We start from the raw sequence: 17,784 nt of genomic DNA, 5'->3' as shown, positions 1-17,784 counted from the left end.
CATGAAAAACGACCTGGATAAGGTGATTGGCGAGAGTCGTCGCCTGACACGAGTAACAGCTATTGTAAATGAACACTCACGCAGCAAATACTATGCACTGACTCTCTACTTCGGGGATCTCTGTCTGCATGTCGAAGCGGATCCGGAAAACGATGACATTATCTACAGTGTGAAGAAAGCTGGCGAACCTAATGCAAACTTTTCTCGATTTACGGACGACGAAGATGAAATCGTGGACGTCTCCAACCGGGCGCCATGGACGGAGGTGATTTCGAAGTTCGTTTTGTGGTTTTGGAAGTTGGAAAGCCAGGATGGTGCAAAGGATGCCATTCAGTTCTGGTGGACTGACGGTAGCAAAGGCTCTGACACTATCATTCAGTTTATGGGAATTGCGTCGGCAGTTCGGGTTAGTCGTGTGGAACCGGTAAAGTAAATTGGTACGAAAGCCTTTGCCTTAGGTTGAGGACTCATTCAGATCCACGCAATGATAAGAGCTGCGAGAGCGATTGCGGATAGGTAATTTTGCGCGTGTCGGTCATATCGCGTTGCGATCCGCCGCCAGTTTTTGAGTTTGCAGAACAGACGCTCAATGACATTTCTGCGTCGATAGATTTTTCGATCGAGCGGGTAAGGTGTGCATCGGTTTGCGGTCGGGAAGATGATAATGTCCAGGCCGACAACCCTGATCGGCGTGGAGGTGCCAATACAATCAGTTTGAATGAAGCAAAGGCGACTTTTTCCGCGTACGGTGCAATTTCGCAGTTGTATGTAATGAAGTTAAGAAAGCCACGGCTCGAGGAAATACCGCCGTCTTCTGCATCCGGGATGCCGAACGATAATTGAACGGTAGCGAGACTTTCTAGTTCTCTTGCTTTTTGCGTGAGGTGAAATTGAGCAGGCAGGTCAATGACCGTCATACAAAGGTAGTCTATGACTGACTATAAACGTTATCCCTACCATTGTTGTGGCTACCTCACCATGTGGCATCCTGGGGCCTGCTGCTTCGATATTTGCGCGATCTGTAGATGCGAAGATGACAATGTCCAACTTGGTGACCCCGACTTTACAGGCGGGGCAAATGAAGTCGATCCCGTCGCAGATATCAAGTGGGACTGGGTGCCGAATGAACGTGTCGGGCCGATCAGCTTTGGAGCTCCGATCAATGAGTACATTGCAGATCTTAGTCTTCGCGAGATCCCTGACAAGGAGGCCGCTGACGATTTACAGAAACACTACGAGGTTCCTGGCGCAGGCGTTGATGTATATGTCGTGGATAATCGCGTGGACTGGGTGCGTAGTGAGGAGGTTGTCGAATTTCGGGGTAAAAACCTGATTGGCGCAACCGAGAAGGATGTGGAAGCCTTGTTTGGTGGCAAGGCCGATGAAAGGGAAGAATTCGATTTAAGTGAAGATGATGATGAACCTCCGTATGTCGCATTGGATTACAGTGCTCTGAATGTCCAGGTGTGGATGTTCAAAGGGCGGGTAGAGAGTGTCAGCTGTTCGCATGATGAAAAGGCAAGTGACTGACGATACGCCGAAATCATTCGGCAGTATTCCGCTCGTATGCGAGCCCTCAAAAACTCGGGCGTTTGTGGCATGAATTGAAATTAAACGGGTGGACGGGCTGTAGACCTGGCTGCCCGCCGGATCATCGCAAAGGGTGATTTTGGTTTCTTTCCGCTCACGAGCCTGGATTTTCCACATCGCGGAATGATAACTCGGAAAAGGCCGCAGATCAGTAAACCTGGCGGAATTATAGTTTTTTGCGCCGGTTAATTCCGCAGAAAGCCTGCTCTAAACCGCGCGAGCAACAAGCCGGAGTGGGGTGTTGAAAACACTTTGGTAATCATCCTTGTGCCATTAAGGAGCACAGGCTGACGATCGGAATACCCGGAAATGTTTGTATGTGCGTAAATGCGTGTGGCGCCGGGTGCGATTGTGAGGCTCATCGGCAATATTCCGCTCAGTCGTATCCCGGTCTGGGCGCAGTCGGGTTTTGGGATAAAGGCACGGAGACTGACTTAAATCATTCACGAACGATGTGAATAGCGGTCAGGCTCTTGGCAGGCGTAAAGGGCAAAGGTTGGGATGATGGCAGAGGATGTAAGCACCGAGGAAGTCGATGGCGCGGCTTTCCAGTGGGATTGGGTGCCAAACGAGCGGCTCGGGCCGGTCTCGTTCCGCACACCGATTGCAGACTATACAAAGATGCTCGGCCTGCGGCTTGAGCACTATCCGGAAGTCGCCGGCTACAAGGAAAGCCACTTCAAAGTCAGCGGCGTTGACATCGATATCTACACCCAGGATGGCCTCGTCGATACCATCATTTCGCGCGAAGTCTTTATGTGTAACGACGTCAACGTCATTGAGTCGAGCATGGAAGAGCTGGCCGAGATTCTTGGCGCCGAGCCGGACGAGAATGACGAACTCGACCTCAGCGAAGACGATGAGGCAGCGCCTTACCAGGTGCTTGATTACCACGCTCTGGGCATTCAGGTCTGGCTGCTGGACGGCAAGGTCGAGAGCGTCAGCTGCTCGCATGACGCAGAAGCCGAGGTAGAGCCTGAAGGCGACGAGGCTTAGATTGAGAACGCGTCACGATTTTTACAGCTTGCGGCCAGACTTATCCCCAAGTCGTTGACTTAGAAGTCAGAATTTGCGATTTTTGCGTTGGGCCAATGGGTCCGAATCCCGCAAAGGCATGAGCCCGAGCGGGATTTTTTTATGCCTGATGTTACGCAGTCTGGCGCAATGCGCAGAACGTTCGTGTGTCCTCCTGGACCGCATCACGGCTCCCTCACTTTCCGGCCGATGTGTTTCAGTCGTCTTGGGGACGCTCCAGATCCAGGACGCATAGCTGCCGTGCAGGAAAAACATGTCAGTAATACTGACCTATTAGATATGATTGTTTCCGTTAAGACCATGTTGACGACACAATCATATGATGGGTGAGGAAAATCATGGCAATTATTCCTTTCGACCAGCGTGAAGGCACGATCTGGCTCAACGGGGCTCTGTTGCCCTGGGGCGATGCCAAGGTTCATGTCCTGACCCACGGCCTGCACTACGGCAGCAGCGTATTTGAAGGCGAACGGTTCTACGCTGGCCGGGTCTTTAAGCTGAAGGCCCATGGCGAACGCCTGATCAATTCCTGCCGGATTATGGGCATGGACTGTCCTTACAGCGCCGATGAGCTTGATGAAGCAGCGCAGGAGGTGATCCGGGCGAGCGGGCTTTCCGACGGTTATCTGCGCAGGGTCATCTGGCGGGGCAGCGGAATGATGGGCGTCGCGGCGCAGGACAGCGGACTAAATGTGGCAATGGCGAGTTGGGAGTGGCCGAGCTACTTCACGCCGGATGCCCTGGAAGCCGGCCTTCGTCTGACGATTTCCGACTGGCGCAGGCCGCCTCCCGATTGCGCCCCGACTCAGGCCAAGGCAGCGGGTCTGTATATGATATGTACACTGTCGAAGCATGCGGCGGAGCAAGCCGGCTACGACGATGCCCTGATGTTTGACCACCGCGGCCTCGTCGCGGAGGCGACGGGCGCCAATGTCTTCTTCGTCAAAGATGGAGCCCTGCACACACCGGACCCCGACTGCTTCCTGAATGGGATCACACGGCAGACCGTTATGGAGCTGGCGCAACGGCGTCAGATCCGGGTCATTGAGCGGGCCATCAGGCCTGACGAACTCGAGGGTTTCGAGCAGTGCTTTTTGACCGGGAGTGCGGCCGAAGTCTGTCCGGTCTCGCAGATCGGGCCTTATCGCTTTGATGTGGGCGATATCACCAAACAGATGGTCCGTGACTATCATGACGAGGTCAGGCGCTTGCCCGGCGACAGAAGCGCGGTCGCCTAGCGGGTTGTCATGGCCCCCTGGATGGCTGGGCTGTCGTCAATCGAAGAGACTTTTGATAGCTTCGCCGGCGGACTCGGCGCCTTCGCTGATCGCTTCGCCAGCCTGTTCAGCGCCTTCGCCAATGGCTTCGCCGACGTCGCTGGCGGCCTTGCCGGTTTCTTCAGCCGCGTCCTCGATGACTTCGCCTGCATCTGTCGCGAGATCCTCGGCGCCCCGACGAATGCTATCCAGGTCGACGTCGGCCACGGCCGTCGTGATCCCGCTTCCAACGGCTGCCAGGGTCTGTTCGACGATATCCCCGGGGCTCGCGCCGGCACCGTCCTGACCCACGTCCGTCAGGTGAATATCGGGCAGGGGCACGGCGAGCTGTTCATCAAAGAGGCCGGTTGCCGCCACACTGACAGTGCCGTCGCGCAGATAGAGGTTTTTGATGATGAAAGACCGGCCCGGACCATCGTCGGACGAAGTCCCGGCAGACTGTTGAGATTCTACATTGCCGCGAATGGTGTCGATGTTCGTGCCTTTCTGCCCGATCTCGTAGCGGATACGCGGCTTTTCGACGATAATTTCATCGATCACGACAACGTCGCTCGTGATGGTCGTAAGGTCTACTTGAACGGCAATCAGTTCGAAGGCAAAGGCATCGGTGTCCTCGAAACCGCTGGGGTTGGTCATGTGCAGGCCGTGCAGGCTGCCCCTGCCATCCGTCAAGGAAATCTGGGCGTCATCGAGGCGGACGGTTGTCTGCGTCAGATCTGAGCCAATCTTTTCGACCGCAGCCTTGACCACGGATCCTATAGACGGGAATACGAAGGTGGCCACAACGAACCAGAGAGTGGCAATGACCGCGACAACGCCGCCGCCAATGGTGAGAAATCGTTTCATCTGACTGCTTCCCTCTGTTGGGCTTGCGATACGACCCTGTGGGGCTCGTTGGCTTGCTGCGACTCCAACGGCAAGGGTTAGGCCTCTGACAATTCACTGGAATGAAAGTGGGAGACAGGCGGAAATGCAATGCAAAAAACGCTGCATGTGCTTGTTCGGGCGCATTGGACTGTAGTGGCAGACGAGATCTATTCGAGCAAAAGCGCGGTCTCGCGGTGTCCCTGTTGGGACGCCACCAGGAGCGCGGTTTCACCTGCGGGTGTCTCGTGACCAGGGTTGGCGCCATGCTCCAGAAGAACGCGGACCGCTTCGCTGTGTCCGTTCCAGGCTGCGTTCATAAGCGCTGTCCAGCCCTGCGCGTTGACGGCGTCGACTTTGACACCCTTCTTCAGGAGCGCGCGAACCGTTGAGGCGTGCCCGTTCCAGGCAGCATACATAAGAGCGTTCCAGCCCTCGTTGCTGGTGCTCTCAATCTCCGCGCCACCGTCGAGTAAGATGGACACCAGTGCCGCGTTTCCGTTCCAAGCCGCGGCAAGCAGGGGCGAGCGGCCCATGCTGTTTGTCTTATTGACGTTCGCACCGCGCTCGAGAAGGAGCCTTGTGATGGCTTTGTCGCCGTTGATTGCTGCTGTCAGCAGGGCAGTCTGTTTGCTGGTATTCTGCGCGTCCGGCGAGATGCCGGCATCGATGAGAAGGCCTGTAATTTCGAGGTTTCCAGCTTCGACGGAGCGCAGCAGACTGCGCTCGCTCACCTCGATCCGCAGGGTTTTCAGACGGGCCCGTGCGGCCTCACTCTGCTGTGGATCGGCCTCTCGCTGGACTGCCTCCGCAGTTCTTTCCGGTTTCGGAGCTGCGGGTAACGGAGCCGCGGTAGATGTTGAGGTTGGTCGAGTTCCCTCAAGCGCCGCAATTTGAGCGGCTATCTCCGGATCTTCAGGGAGGACGGAGAGGGCCTTTTTATAATATCGCAACGCCTTTGTGTTGTTACCGTTCTGGACCTCGGCTTTTGCCCAGTCAAGGTAACGACCCGCGATCTTCTCTATGCCTGCAATGGCTCTGGATTGACCAGGATAGCCTTCAAGTATCTGCTGATAAACCTCGTAGGCATTGTTGCCTGCCGGTGTCGTGAGCATATCCTTAAGGTAAAGACGCCGTGCCTTGTGTAGAAGTAAGGCGACCGTGTGGTCGCTAAAGGTTCTTTTCGCGGCTTTCGGGAGCTCGTCGGCCGGCGCGGAGAGCGCGGTGGTTTGCTGTGAGGCGGCATTCAGTTTGTCTGGCGAGGCGTTGCGAGCGTCCGTATCTGTGGCCTGAGGCTGCGTGTCTTCAGTGATTTGGGGGATACCGGCGATAATCGGAGTGTCGTCGTCTTTGATTACAAGACTACTCGTCTCGGTAACAAGTGGATCTGCAGTGTCGCTGATGTAATCCATCGGCTCGTCCGGCGCTACCGGATTCAAGCTTACGATCTCGGTCTCCCGAACTTCGGCCGTTTCGGGCGAAGTGCCCTCCAACTCCTTCACCGATGTCGACGGAGACTGTGCTACGGCGATATCCGCGCTCGTTGCCGTGCCCTCCGGATCTGGCGCCACAGGTTGTGCGACGACGGCGTTTCCGGAAGTACCGACAAACTTGGCAGAACCTTCGCCGCTATCGAGATCATTACCGGGCAGCCTTGCCAGCGCCCGCGCAGTGGTCAGATCGTTCTTCACATCGGCGAGCTGTTTGAGTGTTGCCGCTAGAGTGAGTTCCAGCTGGTCGTGGGCGAATTTGATCTGCGAATTCTTGATTGTCAGATCATCACGTTCCTTGGTTAAGGCCGCGACACGTTTTTGGAGATAATTGCGGTTCGAAGTCGTGGTTTTCAGGTCCAGATCCCGTTGAGCAAGTACAGCGCGCAGCTCAGAAATCTGACTCAGCTGACGACCAGAAGACTCTTCTGCAGCGGTTTGTTCCTCAGAGCTATTCAACGCCTTGCCAGATGCGGTTTCCGATGTTGTGCGTTGAGCTAACTGTTCCGAACCCGGTTCTGGAGCAATCGCGAGCAGGCCGATGAAGGCCGCTATGACGGCAAGTCCCGCCGCAATCCAGGCATGTCGCCGCCGAAGTCTAAAACTTCCTTGCCGCGATAAACCCTGAACCGCGCTGACGCTGCGTGTGAACAAGTGTTTTAGAAGAATTGAAGTGTGGGCCAAGAACTTCCAGAGTTTGGCAATTGCGATGAGCAAGACGATGCCAAGTCTATCAAGTGTTTTCCGGCCCCAGCTCAACATCGGCTTGCCAAGTGACGCGCCGTTGTTCGCAAGTGAGCCGAGAAGGGGCGCTATTCGTTTCGTGACCTGAGTTGCCAGTTGTTTTGGCCCCGTTAGGGCGCCTTTCGGCAAGTTTGGCGTTTTAAGTAACGTGGGTCGGGAGATGCTTTCGGCAGCCTTGCTGATCAAAGTCTTGATCGGCTTTACGGGCGATGGAGTATCCTTTTGTGCCGTTTCCATTTCAAGCCAGGCGGGGCTCGATGTCTGTCTTATGATCTCGCGGGTAACGACCTGAGTTCTCTGGCGGTAGGCAATTTCAAGCGCCTTGTCACAAACCTGATTGATGTCGCGGGGACGGCCGGATGTGGTCTGCGTGATTTCGCGGATCGCCGGCTCGGAGAAAATGTCAGAACGCATACTGCCCGCGACCCGGATTTGGTGATCGATGAAGGCAGCGATTTCGTTCGCAGGAAGACGGTCGAGGCGGGCCTGGACCGCGACAAGTTTCGAAACGGCGGACATCCCGGGGTCTGTAAGCCTGACCGGCAGCTCCGGTGATGCCGACAGCACGATTTGTAAGAGATTTTTGCCGTCTTCCGACTGCAACAGCAAAGGCAGGGCATTCAATGTGTCCGAAGGCAAATTCTGCGCATCGTCAATGAAAAGAACGCAGCCCTGCTGCTGACCCGCCAGGCTCTCCAAATGGTCTCGTAGTTGAATGATCTCGGATTCGATCGCGAGGCGTGTCTGTCCAGCCTCTGCGATACCAAGCTTGTCCAGCAAGCACCCGACCAGGTCCTCAATTGTGAGGTTCGAGTTTTCCAGAAAGACAAGATGAACGGTCTCGTCGAGATCCTGAGCCAGCCGCTTCAGAAGCGTGGTTTTGCCGGTACCGTGTTCCCCGGTTAGCAGGTTCATACCCCGCTGCTCGTCTATTGCGTCCAAAAGACTGCTGTGGGCGTCCAGGAACACTGCGTTCGAATAAAAGAACCCCGAATCAGGTGTTAGTTTAAATGGTGGTTTCCGGAACCCAAAATACTGGGTGTACATCCCTCACAACCTTCTTCAACGATCAGTCTCCAGCATGTCATGCTTTTTCTGGAGGAAGTAATAGAGTGATTGACCGCTCAACTCTTCACGGACCTGCAGGAGAATTTACGAAAATTGGAGTGTCATTGTTGTGACAAATGAGTGTTTTCAAAATATTACGCGCGTTTTTTGTTCGACTGCTCAGCTGATCCCTGTTCAATGTGGGACTTGTTGAGAAAAACGGACGTCACTCGAAGCAGAAGTCATGAAGACTCAAAGAATAAAATTCTTTTTACGGGAATTATTTTGAAAAAACATCAACTCTTGCCTGCCGCGTGATGCCTGTCAGGGCGCTGTCTGGATAACGATGTCCACTCTGCGGTTCTTTGCCTGGCCTTGTGGATCCGGGCTGCCGTCTGGTTTTGTATTGGAGGCGACCGGCCGGGACTCACCATATCCGATCGTTGTAATGCGATCGGCCCGAACCTGGTTAAAAACCAGTTCCTGGCCAACGACTTCGGCGCGTTGCGTGGAGAGCTTAAGATTGTAACTCTCCCGGCCAACGGAATCGGTGTGACCCTCGATGGTCAGAACGCGGGTGTCAAATTCGCTGCTATTGACGATCGTAGCCAGTTTTTGCAGCAGAGATCGTGCCGCAGGTGTGAGAGAAGAGCTGTTGGGAGCAAAAGACACGCCCGCCAGCTCAACAATCAAACCGCGTTCGCTTAAAGTGGCCGGCAGCCTGGCAGACGTGAGCTGGTTTTGGAGAAGCTCGTCGCTTGTCAGCGTCCTTTGCCCCGTGTCAGCCGATGGGTCCTCCGAGGGGGCGGACTGACAGGCAGTTAGGGCCAAAGCGAACAAGAATACAGCGGGTCTAAACATCACGACTCGATACTCCGTGCAGGGAGGCCGTTTAATGGCTCGCGCCATGAATAGCGCGTTTATCCAATTTGTAAAAAAATATTTAGCACATGGAGCGAGGATAAGAGCGGAAGAAGCCTGCCTTAAGAAGTGTGAGTGGAGGCTCGCGAGGGTTGCGGGCTCCGGTGAAATCAGCGGAAGCGCGCAACACCGGTTGCTGCGCTGAGGCGGAACAGCAGAGTGACCGTCTGCAACCTCCGAATCCGAGCAGTGTACTCTCGAAAATCAGGGTGAAATCCCCGGCGCTGCCTGCGTTGCAATGTGGCGTGCAGGTGCCTAAGTGGATCCCCTGTCGACAGCTTGGAGAGACAGCCGCCCCAACAGGCGTAAAAAGTAAGGGGAAGGTCCAGGCGGATCATCCATGCCCGCCGTTCAACAGCGCCACGATGTTGCTGGTGTACGGCGCCGGCGGTGGTCCGTGACGTGGCAACCTCTCCGACAATCACCTCATTCGTAGATTGTTGGAGGACTTAATGTCCGATCAAATTCCGGTTTTTAACTACCAGTCATACAGTACGGGTGTCGAGTTGCTGGCGCAGCAGATGTCGAGCCAGACGCGTCAGGCGGTGCGCGAGGAATCCATGTCGGGCAAGCGGCATGCTTTCGATCAGGTCGGTGCTGTCCGTATGCAGAAAAAAGAGGGGCGGGCGACCGACATTCCACTGGTCAACACGCCCCATGCGAAACGTTGGGTAACGGCGCAGGATTTCTACATCCGCGATTTTGTTGATGAGTTCGACAAGCTGAAAATCCTGAACGACCCCACCAATGCCTATACCCAGGCCTTTGCCGCGGCCGCGTCGCGCGAACTCGACAAGGCGGTCATCGATGCCGCACTTGGGACAGCCTACGTCGGCGAAGACGGCACGGATTCCGTTGCGCTGCCGAACGAACAAAAGGTTGGGGCGGGTGGCACCGGTTTTACGCTTGAGAAGCTTCAGGACGCTTCCGAACGGCTCAAGGCGGCTAATGCCCTGATGCCCGGTGATACCTGTCATGTTTTCTGGACGGCCCGCCAAGAGCGGGAGTTCATCAACACCAACCAGGTCAGCTCAGTCGACTTTAACCGCGAGCGGGTCTTGCCTGACGGCACTGTGAAATACTTTTACGGCTGCCACTTCCATCTGCTTGAGGATGATGCGGAGATCGGTCACCTGCTGCCAAAAAACGGCTCGGTGCGTTCCTGCGTCATGTTCCTGCGTTCCGGTGTCAATCTGGGAACCTGGAAAGCGCCTTATGGACGGGTCGCCTGGATCGACGAGCGCGAGTCCTATCAGGTCATGGCCGGTATGAGTATCGGTGCGGTCCGGATGCAGGACAGCAAGGTGATCGAAATTGGCGTTGAGGAGGTTTGAGTATGGCTGATTTCAATGCAACGAACTATGCGCGCACTCAAAGCGTGCCTATGCGCTCTGTCGATGGCGGTGACTACGGTGGCCGTCAACGCGTGGTCTACGACGAATACGTCACAACCGGAAGCGAGACCAGCGGCGACCGGATCAGGATCGGAACGCTCCGCGCCGGGCAACGTTTCCTGGGCGGACGAATGACCTACGGTGCGATGGGCAGTGGTCGCACCTTGCGACTGGGTGATTCAGAAGATGACGATCGTTTTCTGGCATCGGTATCGGTTTCCTCGGCTGGTCAGTCCACGATCGCGGCTGCGGCGGGTTTCGGCCATAAGCCGGCACAAGACCAGGATCTCTTTCTGACCATCGGTGGCGGGACGCTCGCGAGCGGCCAGACGATCAAGCTGCGTCTCTCGATAGTCTCGGACTGATAGCCTTTCGTGCATCGTCGGCAACCTGGGGCGGCTTCGGCCGCCCCTTTTATTTTGAGGGTTTTATGACATCGCCTGTTGAGATTTGTAACCGCGCCCTGGACAAACTGGGGTCGGCGGCCATTACGTCACTGGATGACAATGTGAAGTCGGCGCGCGCCTGTGCGCGGATGTTCGATGCTGTCCGGGACGCGGAGTTGCGGGATCATCAGTGGAACTTCGCAACGGCGCGCGCGTCATTGCCCGAGCTCGAAGAGGTCCCGGTCTATGGATTTGCCAGGCAATACCAACTGCCCGGCGATTGTTTGAAGGTGGTTGAGGTCGAACCCACCGCAGACTGGAAAATCGAGGGCCGAAGACTTCTGACAAACGTCTCAGCTCCCGTTCGGATCAAATACATTCGGCGTGTCGGTGACACGAGCAGTTTCGATGCCTTGTTTGTCGAGACGCTGGCGGCGCGGATGGCGCAAGAACTCTGCGAGACATTGACGCAATCCAACAGCAAGAAACGGGTGGCGCAGGACGACTATGCTCAGGCAGTGCGGCGGGCGAGGCGAGCCGATGCTATCGAGGGTACGGCAGATGCGCTTGAAGAAACCTCTTGGATAAAGGCGCGATTCTGATGCCCAAGGCTTCTCCCGCACAAACCAATTTCACGGCAGGCGAATTGAGCCCGCGGCTTGAAGGCCGGGTTGATCTGTCAAAGTACTTCAACGGTGCGCGGACGCTTTTGAATATGGTACCGCAGCAGCAGGGCGGTGTTCAGCGACGGAGCGGTTTCAGATATGTCTCGGACGCCAGGCGGAATAGTGGCCCTTCGGCTCTTCTGGCGTTCGAGTTCAATGTGGAGCAGGCCTACATTCTCGAGTTTGGCGATCTAAGCTGCCGTTTTTACCGCAACCATGGCCAGATCGTGGACGGCGAGGGAACGGTTTATGAGATTTCGACCCCCTATGCTCAGAGCGATCTTTTTGACGCGGACGGCCGCTGTTTGATCAAGACCGCGCAGTCCGCTGACCTGCTATATCTCTGCCATCCTTCGTACCCGCCGTACGTTCTGAGCCGCAGCGGTCATACGAACTGGACGATTGAGAAAATAGCATTTCAGGACGGGCCCTATCTCTCCACCAACACAAGCGACATTACGCTCTCCTCATCGGCGGGAAGCATCGGCACCGGTCGAACCTTGATTGCCAGTGCCAGTCTATTTGCTGAAACCGACGTCGGACGGCTTGTCCGCAAAAAAAATGGCGGCGGTTGGGGGTGGGGGATTATCACCGAGTTTATCAGTGCGACGCAGGCGACCTGGGAGATTAAAAGCGCCATTGCATCGTCGCCGAGCAAGGAATGGCGGCTCGGAGTCTGGTCTGAAACAACGGGCTTTCCAACCTGCGTCACCTTTTTTCAAGACCGGCTTTACTTTGCCGGCGCACGGTCGCATCCGCAGCGCCTGGATGGTTCGGTGACAGGCGACTACACCAGCTTTTCACCCAGTAAGTTGGCCGATGCGACCGTTGAAGATACCCATGCCGTCGCCTTCACCCTCAATGCGAACAACGTGAATGTCATCCGTTGGATGATCGATGACGACAAAGGTTTGGTGTTAGGCTCTGTTGGCGGCGAGTGGTTGGTGAGCCCCTCCAGTCTCGGCGAAGCGCTGACACCCTCGAACATCCAGGCCCGCCGTTCCACGACACGCGGTTCCGCCAACTTACAACCCGTCCAGGCGGCCGACGCAATCCTGTTCGTGCAACGCGCCGGTCGAAAGGTGAGGGAGTTGGCCTACGTCTTCGAAGCCGACGGCTTCCGCTCACCCGATATGACTCTACTTGCGGAGCACATTTCCGAGGGCGGCATTTCCGCGCTTTCTTACCAGCAGGAACCGGACAGCGTGGTCTGGGCGGTCAGAAGAGATGGCGCGCTGTTGGGCATGACATACCAGCGCGAGCAGGAGGTTGTTGCGTGGCATCGCCACCAGATCGGTGGGGTCAGCAATCAAGAAGGAACTCTGCCGGCGAAAGTCGAGTCGATAGCGGTTATCCCTGCACCTGACGGCAGCAAAGACGAAGTCTGGGCCGTGGTGCAACGTTGGATCAATGGTCAACTCAAGCGCAGCATCGAATACATGGAAGCGTCATTTAACGCCTCGGCACGAAGTCCCCTGCAGAGCGAGGAGGGCTATAAGGCTGCTATCCTCCAACAGCAGCGCGAAGCGTTTTTTGTTGATAGCGGATTGACCTACCGGGGGGCGCCGGCGTCCATCATCAGCGGCCTAAATCACCTTGAGGGCGAGACGGTTCAAGTCCTGGCCGATGGCGCGACACATCCGGATCTTCAGGTCACCGACGGCAAGATTACTCTGATGGTGCCGGCCGCGGTCGTACAAGTTGGCTTGGGGTATCGCTCGGTCCTGGAGACGGCGCGGCTTGAAGCCGGAGCCGCCGACGGCACGGCTCAGGGTAAGACAAAGAGAATTCATCGTGCCGTCATTCGATTCCATCAAACCCTCGGAGCCCTGTTCGGCCCAGACCCGAGAAATCTCGATCGCATCGAGTTTCGTAGCAGCACCGATCTGATGGATACGCCGCCGCCACTGTTCGACGGTGACAAGCTGGTTGACTGGCCGGGGAACTACGAGACCGAAGGGCGAATGATGGTCGTGCAAGATGAGCCGCTTCCACTCACGGTACTTGCAATATTCCCACAGGTTCATACCCAGGATTCGCGATGAAGATCATCGGTTTTCGTGCCGAGCATCTGGAGAACCTAACGCTGCAACCTGCGCAAAGCGATATGGCCAGGTACATGTCGCAGAGTTACGGAACCGCACTCGCGCAGTCGGGAAATGCCTTTACCGCGATCAAGGGCGGGCGGGTTCTGGGCTGTGCCGGCGTCGAGCTGATTTGGGCCAACCGCGGAATTGCCTGGTCGTTGCTTGGCAAAATGACAGGTCCGGAAATGCTAGGGATTCATCGCCGGGTTTCGGAATTTCTCAATAAACAGTCTTTACGGCGTATCGAGATGACCGTCGATGCGGCTCACACCGCGGGCCATCGCTGGGCTCGAATGCTCGGTTTTCAACTTGAAGGAAGACTGCAGGCCTATACGCCCGAAGGGCGGGACTGTGATCTCTATGCGAGGATAAAAAGATAGATGGGACCAGAAGCTTTTCTTATTTCAGCAGCGGTCGGCGCTTTGGGCGCCATCCAGGAGGCGCGCGCGAGTTCGGCGGCATCCGAGTTCAATGCCAAGATTGCGGACAACAATGCCATTATCGCCGAACAAAATGCCGCCGCCGACGAGACCCGTCAACGACGCGCCGCCGGCCGTCAGGCGGCAGCCAGCCGCGCGGCAATCGGCGCGGCGGGTGTCACTTTGGAAGGCTCTCCAATGGAGGTCCTGGAAGACCAGGCCCTGGAAGCGGAGCTCGATGCCTTGAATATCCGTTACGGCGGTCGCCTGCAGGCCAGCAACTACCGCTCGCAAGCTCAACTCGACCGCTCGGCGGCGCGGAGCGCAAGGACCCAGGGTTTCCTCTCGGCAGGTAGCACATTGCTGAGAGGTGCCGCGCAGTTCGGTGAGGCATAGCTTTTACCCAAGCCCGAGAGGCAGAGAAAAGACGACCTTTTCACCACCCGGGCCGTTTTACCTTCAAACCCTGTCCGGGGCGTACCGCAATTGCAATTTTATCCAGCCCTCGCTTTGGAGGCGATATGACAGTTACCCAACAAGCAAGCAAAGTGACCTACGCTGGGAACGGACAGCAGGTCGAGTTTTTTGTTCCTTTCGTTTTTTACGATCCAGAAGACCTTGAGGTCTTGAAAGTCACGAGTGACGGCTCGGAACTGACCCAGGTTTCCGGCATCGATTATACGGTTTACAGCGGTGACCAGAATGGCGCGGTGACGATGATGGCCGCGCCACTGGATCAGGAGCGCCTGGTTATTGTACGTAAGTTGCCTTTCGAACAACCCGTCGACTACCGGGCCAACGATCCTTTCCCCGCAGAGACGCACGAACGGGGGCTGGATCGTCTTACGCTCTTGTGCCAGCAACTTGACGAGAGGCTTTCTCGAACCTTTGCGCTCTCGCGCGGAAGCATCTCCGACCCGACCCTGCCGCCAGTTTCCGCGGGGGCATTGATTGGCTGGAACGCGGCTGGGGATGGTTTGGAAAACAAGATAATCACGCTCCCCGAGGAGGCGATTATCGCGGGCAGTGGTGTCACAATTTCCAACAACGAACTCTCGATCGATCTGGCGCAAAACTCGGGCCTGGAGATCAATGCAGGCGAGCTGCTGGTTAAAGTCGATGGGGTTACTGTTCAGCGCGGGGTGACTGGGGCGCTCGAGCTTGTTGAGGTTTCTTCGCCATGGGTCACCGGGGACGTGAAAATCACGACGCGTACCAACCCTGATGCCGGCTGGCTGCTGATGAATGGACAAACACTTGGCAGCGCTGACTCAGAGGCCGACCATAAGGGCGGTCAATATCAGGATCTCTACGTCCATCTGTGGACGGTGATGACAAACCAGTGGGCACCTGTGTCGGATGAGCGGGGTGAAACCGCGTTGCAAGACTGGATCGACAACAAGACTCTGCAGATGTCTGCAGCGGCCGGGCGGGCCTTGATCGGTCAGGGTGCAGCACCCCCTTTTACAACCCGTGAATTGGGTGAGACCGGCGGCGAGGAAGCTCACCTTTTGACCCTCGCGGAAATGCCCCGCCATCGCCATAGCATGGATGGTAAGAGAGGAGGTTCTCAGAGCAACGGTGGTGACGCGGCATTCGGCGCTTTTTCAAGCTCCCCGAACCGGAGCAGGAACACTAACTTCACCGGCAATGACCAGCCGCACAACAACATGCCGCCGTTTCTCGCACTCAACGTCATGATCAAAATTTAGGGGAGGCTAAGTTGCTATTGACCATTCACGACGGCCGGATTGATATCGATGGGGTAAAGCTGACGGTCTCCGAACTCGCGATCCTTCGGCCGGCGCTTACCCTTCCATCGGAATACACGACCATCAGATATGATGGCGTGAGGCATGAGCGCAGCGATGGCCGCAACCAAACAGCCGGTCCCGTGCCCTGGGAACCGGGTGATAGTCTCTTGACTGGATTGACCGGGTTGATTCCCGAGATCGAGGCGCTACGGGCGCCGGCGGTGACTCTGGAAAGCGCGAAAACAGCGAAGCGTTTGGCGATCAACGCTCAGCGCGATAACAGGATTTTTGCCGGTTTGAGCTACCTTTTTCCGGACAGTTTGACGGGTAGGGTCGACACGCGCGAGCAATCTGATTTTGATAATCTGCAAGCGCTAACGATGCTCGCCCAGGTGCTTCAGGCAGGCGGCGAGACCGCGGATGTCATTACGTTTGTGGATGCCGAAGATCAAGCGCACAGTCTTACCCCAATCCAGATGATCGAGCTTGGCATTGCTGTGACCCAGCGGGTGGCGGCGATTTACGCCGCGTCCTGGCCGATGAAGTCGGATGTCAAAGCGGCCGCAACGATTGCCCAGGTCGAAGCGATCGATATCTCGTCAGGCTGGCCTTAAGGTTGAGCTTGGCAGCGAGTTTTTAGCGGGCACCAAGGTCCTTATTCTTACCTGAGGAGTAGCATCATGAAACCGAACGGATTTGCCGCCATTCTGGCGGCTTTTTTTATGTCCGCATTTTGGATGTCCAGTGCAGCGGCTGTCTCCAACAGCCTTGAGCGCGAGTGCAGGCCCGTGACGTATTTTATTCAAAATCTTGCGGCCGCTGAGCAGGTAGCGGCGCACCTGGTTGGTACTGAAGCAGTACGCTTCATGGACGTCTATAACGCCGTCCCGCCCAAGACCGTGCTGCCCGGCGACGAAATTCTTGTGCTGACAAAAACGGGTGTACCAAACGTCGCGGTTCTGCGCTTCGTTGCGGGTTGTTTTCAGGACTATGGGGTCCATCCGAGGAAGCTTGCAGATTGGCTTCTGAGACGCTCTGTCGGGCAGCCTTTATGAACCAGGCTGATGCTCACGAGATCGCGGCGGCGGCCGCGGAAGAAGCGGTTGAGCGGACATTTGTAAGGATGGGGCTGGACACGCGCGATCCACGCGAGGCACAGGCTGACATGGCTTATCTGCGGACGCAGCGCAAGGCGTCGGAGCGAGTTGGCCTGGCACTGCGTGTGGCCGTCTACACCACGGCGATCACAGGTTTGCTGAGTATGCTGTGGATCGGCTTCAAGCAGGCCTTCTCCAATGGTTCCTAGCTGCTGCCGACACCTCATTGTTCCTCTCGGATAACTGAAGAAAGGGAGAGATGCTTACCAAATACGATAAAGCCGCCGCGGCTGCGATTGCGAGCGCCATGACAGGTGTAATTGCGGCTTTAACGACATTGGACGCCGAGGTGGTGGCTGCCCTCGGAGTCATTCTAAACAGCCTCGCTGTTTTTCTTGTGCCCAATATGGAGTAGCTACGAATGCATAAGTCGTTTTTAGCCGCCGTTTCGGCGGCTTTTTTGTTGGCAGGTTGCGCGTCCACCGTTCCTCTGCAGGAGAATCTACAGATTGCCTGCCGTGCTTATGCCGCAAGCCTCACATCGCTTGCAGGTTTTCGTGCCGCGGGACGCTTGAGCGAGGAGCAGGTCGCGACGGTCGAGCAGTGGCGTCCGACCTTGAATGAAGCCTGCAGCGGCGAGGTCGAGAACACAGACGATCTGATTGATCTCGTGGAGGCCGGCGTGATCAGCATGATCTTTATTGAGACGGAGGTTCGAAATGAGTCCTGAAACCATACTGGCTTTGGTCCAACTGGGACGTTTCGCGATTGACGCCATTGAGGCTTTACACAGCGGTGAGAAAACCGAAGAGGAAATCGCGGCGGAATGGCAGGCGGTGAGGCTCCGGCTTGATTCTGCGAATGCGCTCTGGGAGGAAGCTGCGCTCGAAACGCCTGCCGAGATCTAGCAGACTTTCGCAAACTGAGTTTTTAGCACCTAGACCTTTTTATCCCGGCGGCCCCCAAATTGGGGGCCGCTTTTTTTTGTATCTGTTATCAGGCGGCCCCTGTTTG

Annotated in this window: 20 protein-coding genes and 1 pseudogene; 17 read left to right on the top strand and 4 right to left on the bottom strand. The window is 56.3% G+C overall.

Annotation, left to right across the window (positions count from 1 at the left end):
• Window position 1 precedes the first annotated feature (1 nt).
• Window positions 2–433, top strand: a complete 432-nt coding sequence (locus FKG95_RS11570; RefSeq protein WP_142896496.1) for a DUF6334 family protein — start codon at window positions 2–4, stop codon at window positions 431–433.
• A 38-nt stretch (window positions 434–471) separates the two neighbouring features.
• Here the strand turns inward: FKG95_RS11570 and FKG95_RS30155 are convergent.
• Window positions 472–612, bottom strand: a pseudogene (locus FKG95_RS30155) (transposase); the annotation flags it as partial.
• A gap of 318 nt (window positions 613–930) precedes the next feature.
• Here FKG95_RS30155 and FKG95_RS11555 point away from each other — a divergent pair.
• The 3 genes from FKG95_RS11555 (at window position 931) to FKG95_RS11545 (ending at window position 3,863) form a co-directional block, all read left to right on the top strand.
• Entirely contained in the window at window positions 931–1,530 is a 600-nt protein-coding gene (locus FKG95_RS11555) for a CPCC family cysteine-rich protein (protein WP_142896495.1), read from the top strand.
• A gap of 561 nt (window positions 1,531–2,091) precedes the next feature.
• Window positions 2,092–2,586, top strand: a complete 495-nt coding sequence (locus FKG95_RS11550) for a hypothetical protein (RefSeq protein ID WP_142896494.1) — start codon at window positions 2,092–2,094, stop codon at window positions 2,584–2,586.
• A 377-nt stretch (window positions 2,587–2,963) separates the two neighbouring features.
• Window positions 2,964–3,863, top strand: a complete 900-nt coding sequence (locus tag FKG95_RS11545) for a branched-chain amino acid aminotransferase (protein ID WP_142896493.1) — start codon at window positions 2,964–2,966, stop codon at window positions 3,861–3,863.
• Window positions 3,864–3,899: 36 nt separating this feature from the next.
• Here the strand turns inward: FKG95_RS11545 and FKG95_RS11540 are convergent, their stop codons facing one another.
• From FKG95_RS11540 to FKG95_RS29640, 3 genes are all read right to left on the bottom strand, one after another.
• Complete coding sequence (locus tag FKG95_RS11540; RefSeq protein ID WP_142896492.1) at window positions 3,900–4,748, bottom strand: AsmA family protein; 849 nt, start codon at window positions 4,746–4,748, stop codon at window positions 3,900–3,902.
• A 188-nt stretch (window positions 4,749–4,936) separates the two neighbouring features.
• Window positions 4,937–8,047, bottom strand: coding sequence for an ankyrin repeat domain-containing protein (locus FKG95_RS11535; protein WP_142896491.1), 3,111 nt, complete (start codon window positions 8,045–8,047; stop codon window positions 4,937–4,939).
• Between the two features lie 324 nt (window positions 8,048–8,371).
• Window positions 8,372–8,719, bottom strand: a complete 348-nt coding sequence (locus FKG95_RS29640; RefSeq protein ID WP_179954059.1) for an OmpA family protein — start codon at window positions 8,717–8,719, stop codon at window positions 8,372–8,374.
• 701 nt (window positions 8,720–9,420) lie between these two features.
• Between FKG95_RS29640 and FKG95_RS11525 the strand changes: the two genes are divergently transcribed.
• The 13 genes from FKG95_RS11525 (at window position 9,421) to FKG95_RS11470 (ending at window position 17,678) form a co-directional block, all read left to right on the top strand.
• Window positions 9,421–10,302, top strand: a complete 882-nt coding sequence (locus FKG95_RS11525) for a phage capsid protein (protein WP_142896489.1) — start codon at window positions 9,421–9,423, stop codon at window positions 10,300–10,302.
• Window positions 10,303–10,304: 2 nt separating this feature from the next.
• Complete coding sequence (locus tag FKG95_RS11520) at window positions 10,305–10,727, top strand: hypothetical protein (protein ID WP_142896488.1); 423 nt, start codon at window positions 10,305–10,307, stop codon at window positions 10,725–10,727.
• A gap of 65 nt (window positions 10,728–10,792) precedes the next feature.
• Window positions 10,793–11,350 (top strand): phage connector family protein, encoded by a 558-nt coding sequence (locus FKG95_RS11515; RefSeq protein ID WP_142896487.1) that lies wholly within the window; start codon window positions 10,793–10,795, stop codon window positions 11,348–11,350.
• A gap of 221 nt (window positions 11,351–11,571) precedes the next feature.
• Window positions 11,572–13,458 carry a phage tail protein gene (locus tag FKG95_RS11510; RefSeq protein ID WP_142896486.1) on the top strand — a complete coding sequence of 629 codons (1,887 nt, stop codon included), beginning with the start codon at window positions 11,572–11,574 and terminating at the stop codon, window positions 13,456–13,458.
• Window positions 13,455–13,880, top strand: coding sequence for a GNAT family N-acetyltransferase (locus FKG95_RS11505; protein ID WP_142896485.1), 426 nt, complete (start codon window positions 13,455–13,457; stop codon window positions 13,878–13,880). Before FKG95_RS11510 ends, FKG95_RS11505 begins: the two co-directional genes overlap by 4 nt.
• A complete protein-coding gene (locus tag FKG95_RS11500; protein WP_142896484.1) occupies window positions 13,881–14,315 on the top strand; it encodes a hypothetical protein in 435 nt (144 codons plus the stop codon).
• Between the two features lie 125 nt (window positions 14,316–14,440).
• Window positions 14,441–15,631, top strand: a complete 1,191-nt coding sequence (locus FKG95_RS11495; protein ID WP_142896483.1) for a hypothetical protein — start codon at window positions 14,441–14,443, stop codon at window positions 15,629–15,631.
• Between the two features lie 11 nt (window positions 15,632–15,642).
• Window positions 15,643–16,287, top strand: a complete 645-nt coding sequence (locus tag FKG95_RS11490; protein ID WP_142896482.1) for a DUF4376 domain-containing protein — start codon at window positions 15,643–15,645, stop codon at window positions 16,285–16,287.
• A 66-nt stretch (window positions 16,288–16,353) separates the two neighbouring features.
• Window positions 16,354–16,728, top strand: a complete 375-nt coding sequence (locus FKG95_RS11485) for a hypothetical protein (protein WP_142896481.1) — start codon at window positions 16,354–16,356, stop codon at window positions 16,726–16,728.
• A complete protein-coding gene (locus FKG95_RS11480; protein WP_142896480.1) occupies window positions 16,725–16,979 on the top strand; it encodes a hypothetical protein in 255 nt (84 codons plus the stop codon). The genes FKG95_RS11485 and FKG95_RS11480 overlap by 4 nt, the downstream gene beginning before the upstream one ends.
• Window positions 16,980–17,029: 50 nt before the next feature.
• Window positions 17,030–17,185 (top strand): hypothetical protein, encoded by a 156-nt coding sequence (locus FKG95_RS29635; RefSeq protein WP_179954058.1) that lies wholly within the window; start codon window positions 17,030–17,032, stop codon window positions 17,183–17,185.
• 6 nt (window positions 17,186–17,191) lie between these two features.
• Complete coding sequence (locus FKG95_RS11475) at window positions 17,192–17,500, top strand: hypothetical protein (RefSeq protein ID WP_142896479.1); 309 nt, start codon at window positions 17,192–17,194, stop codon at window positions 17,498–17,500.
• Window positions 17,490–17,678, top strand: a complete 189-nt coding sequence (locus FKG95_RS11470) for a hypothetical protein (RefSeq protein ID WP_142896478.1) — start codon at window positions 17,490–17,492, stop codon at window positions 17,676–17,678. Before FKG95_RS11475 ends, FKG95_RS11470 begins: the two co-directional genes overlap by 11 nt.
• The last annotated feature ends 106 nt before the right edge of the window (window positions 17,679–17,784 follow it).

Origin of the sequence: Denitrobaculum tricleocarpae, from assembly GCF_007004665.1 — a bacterium.
GTDB classification, from domain to species: Bacteria; Pseudomonadota; Alphaproteobacteria; order Kiloniellales; family Kiloniellaceae; genus Denitrobaculum; species Denitrobaculum tricleocarpae.
The sequence above is the reverse complement of the archived record's forward strand: the minus strand, read 5'-3'. Positions and strand labels throughout refer to the sequence as shown.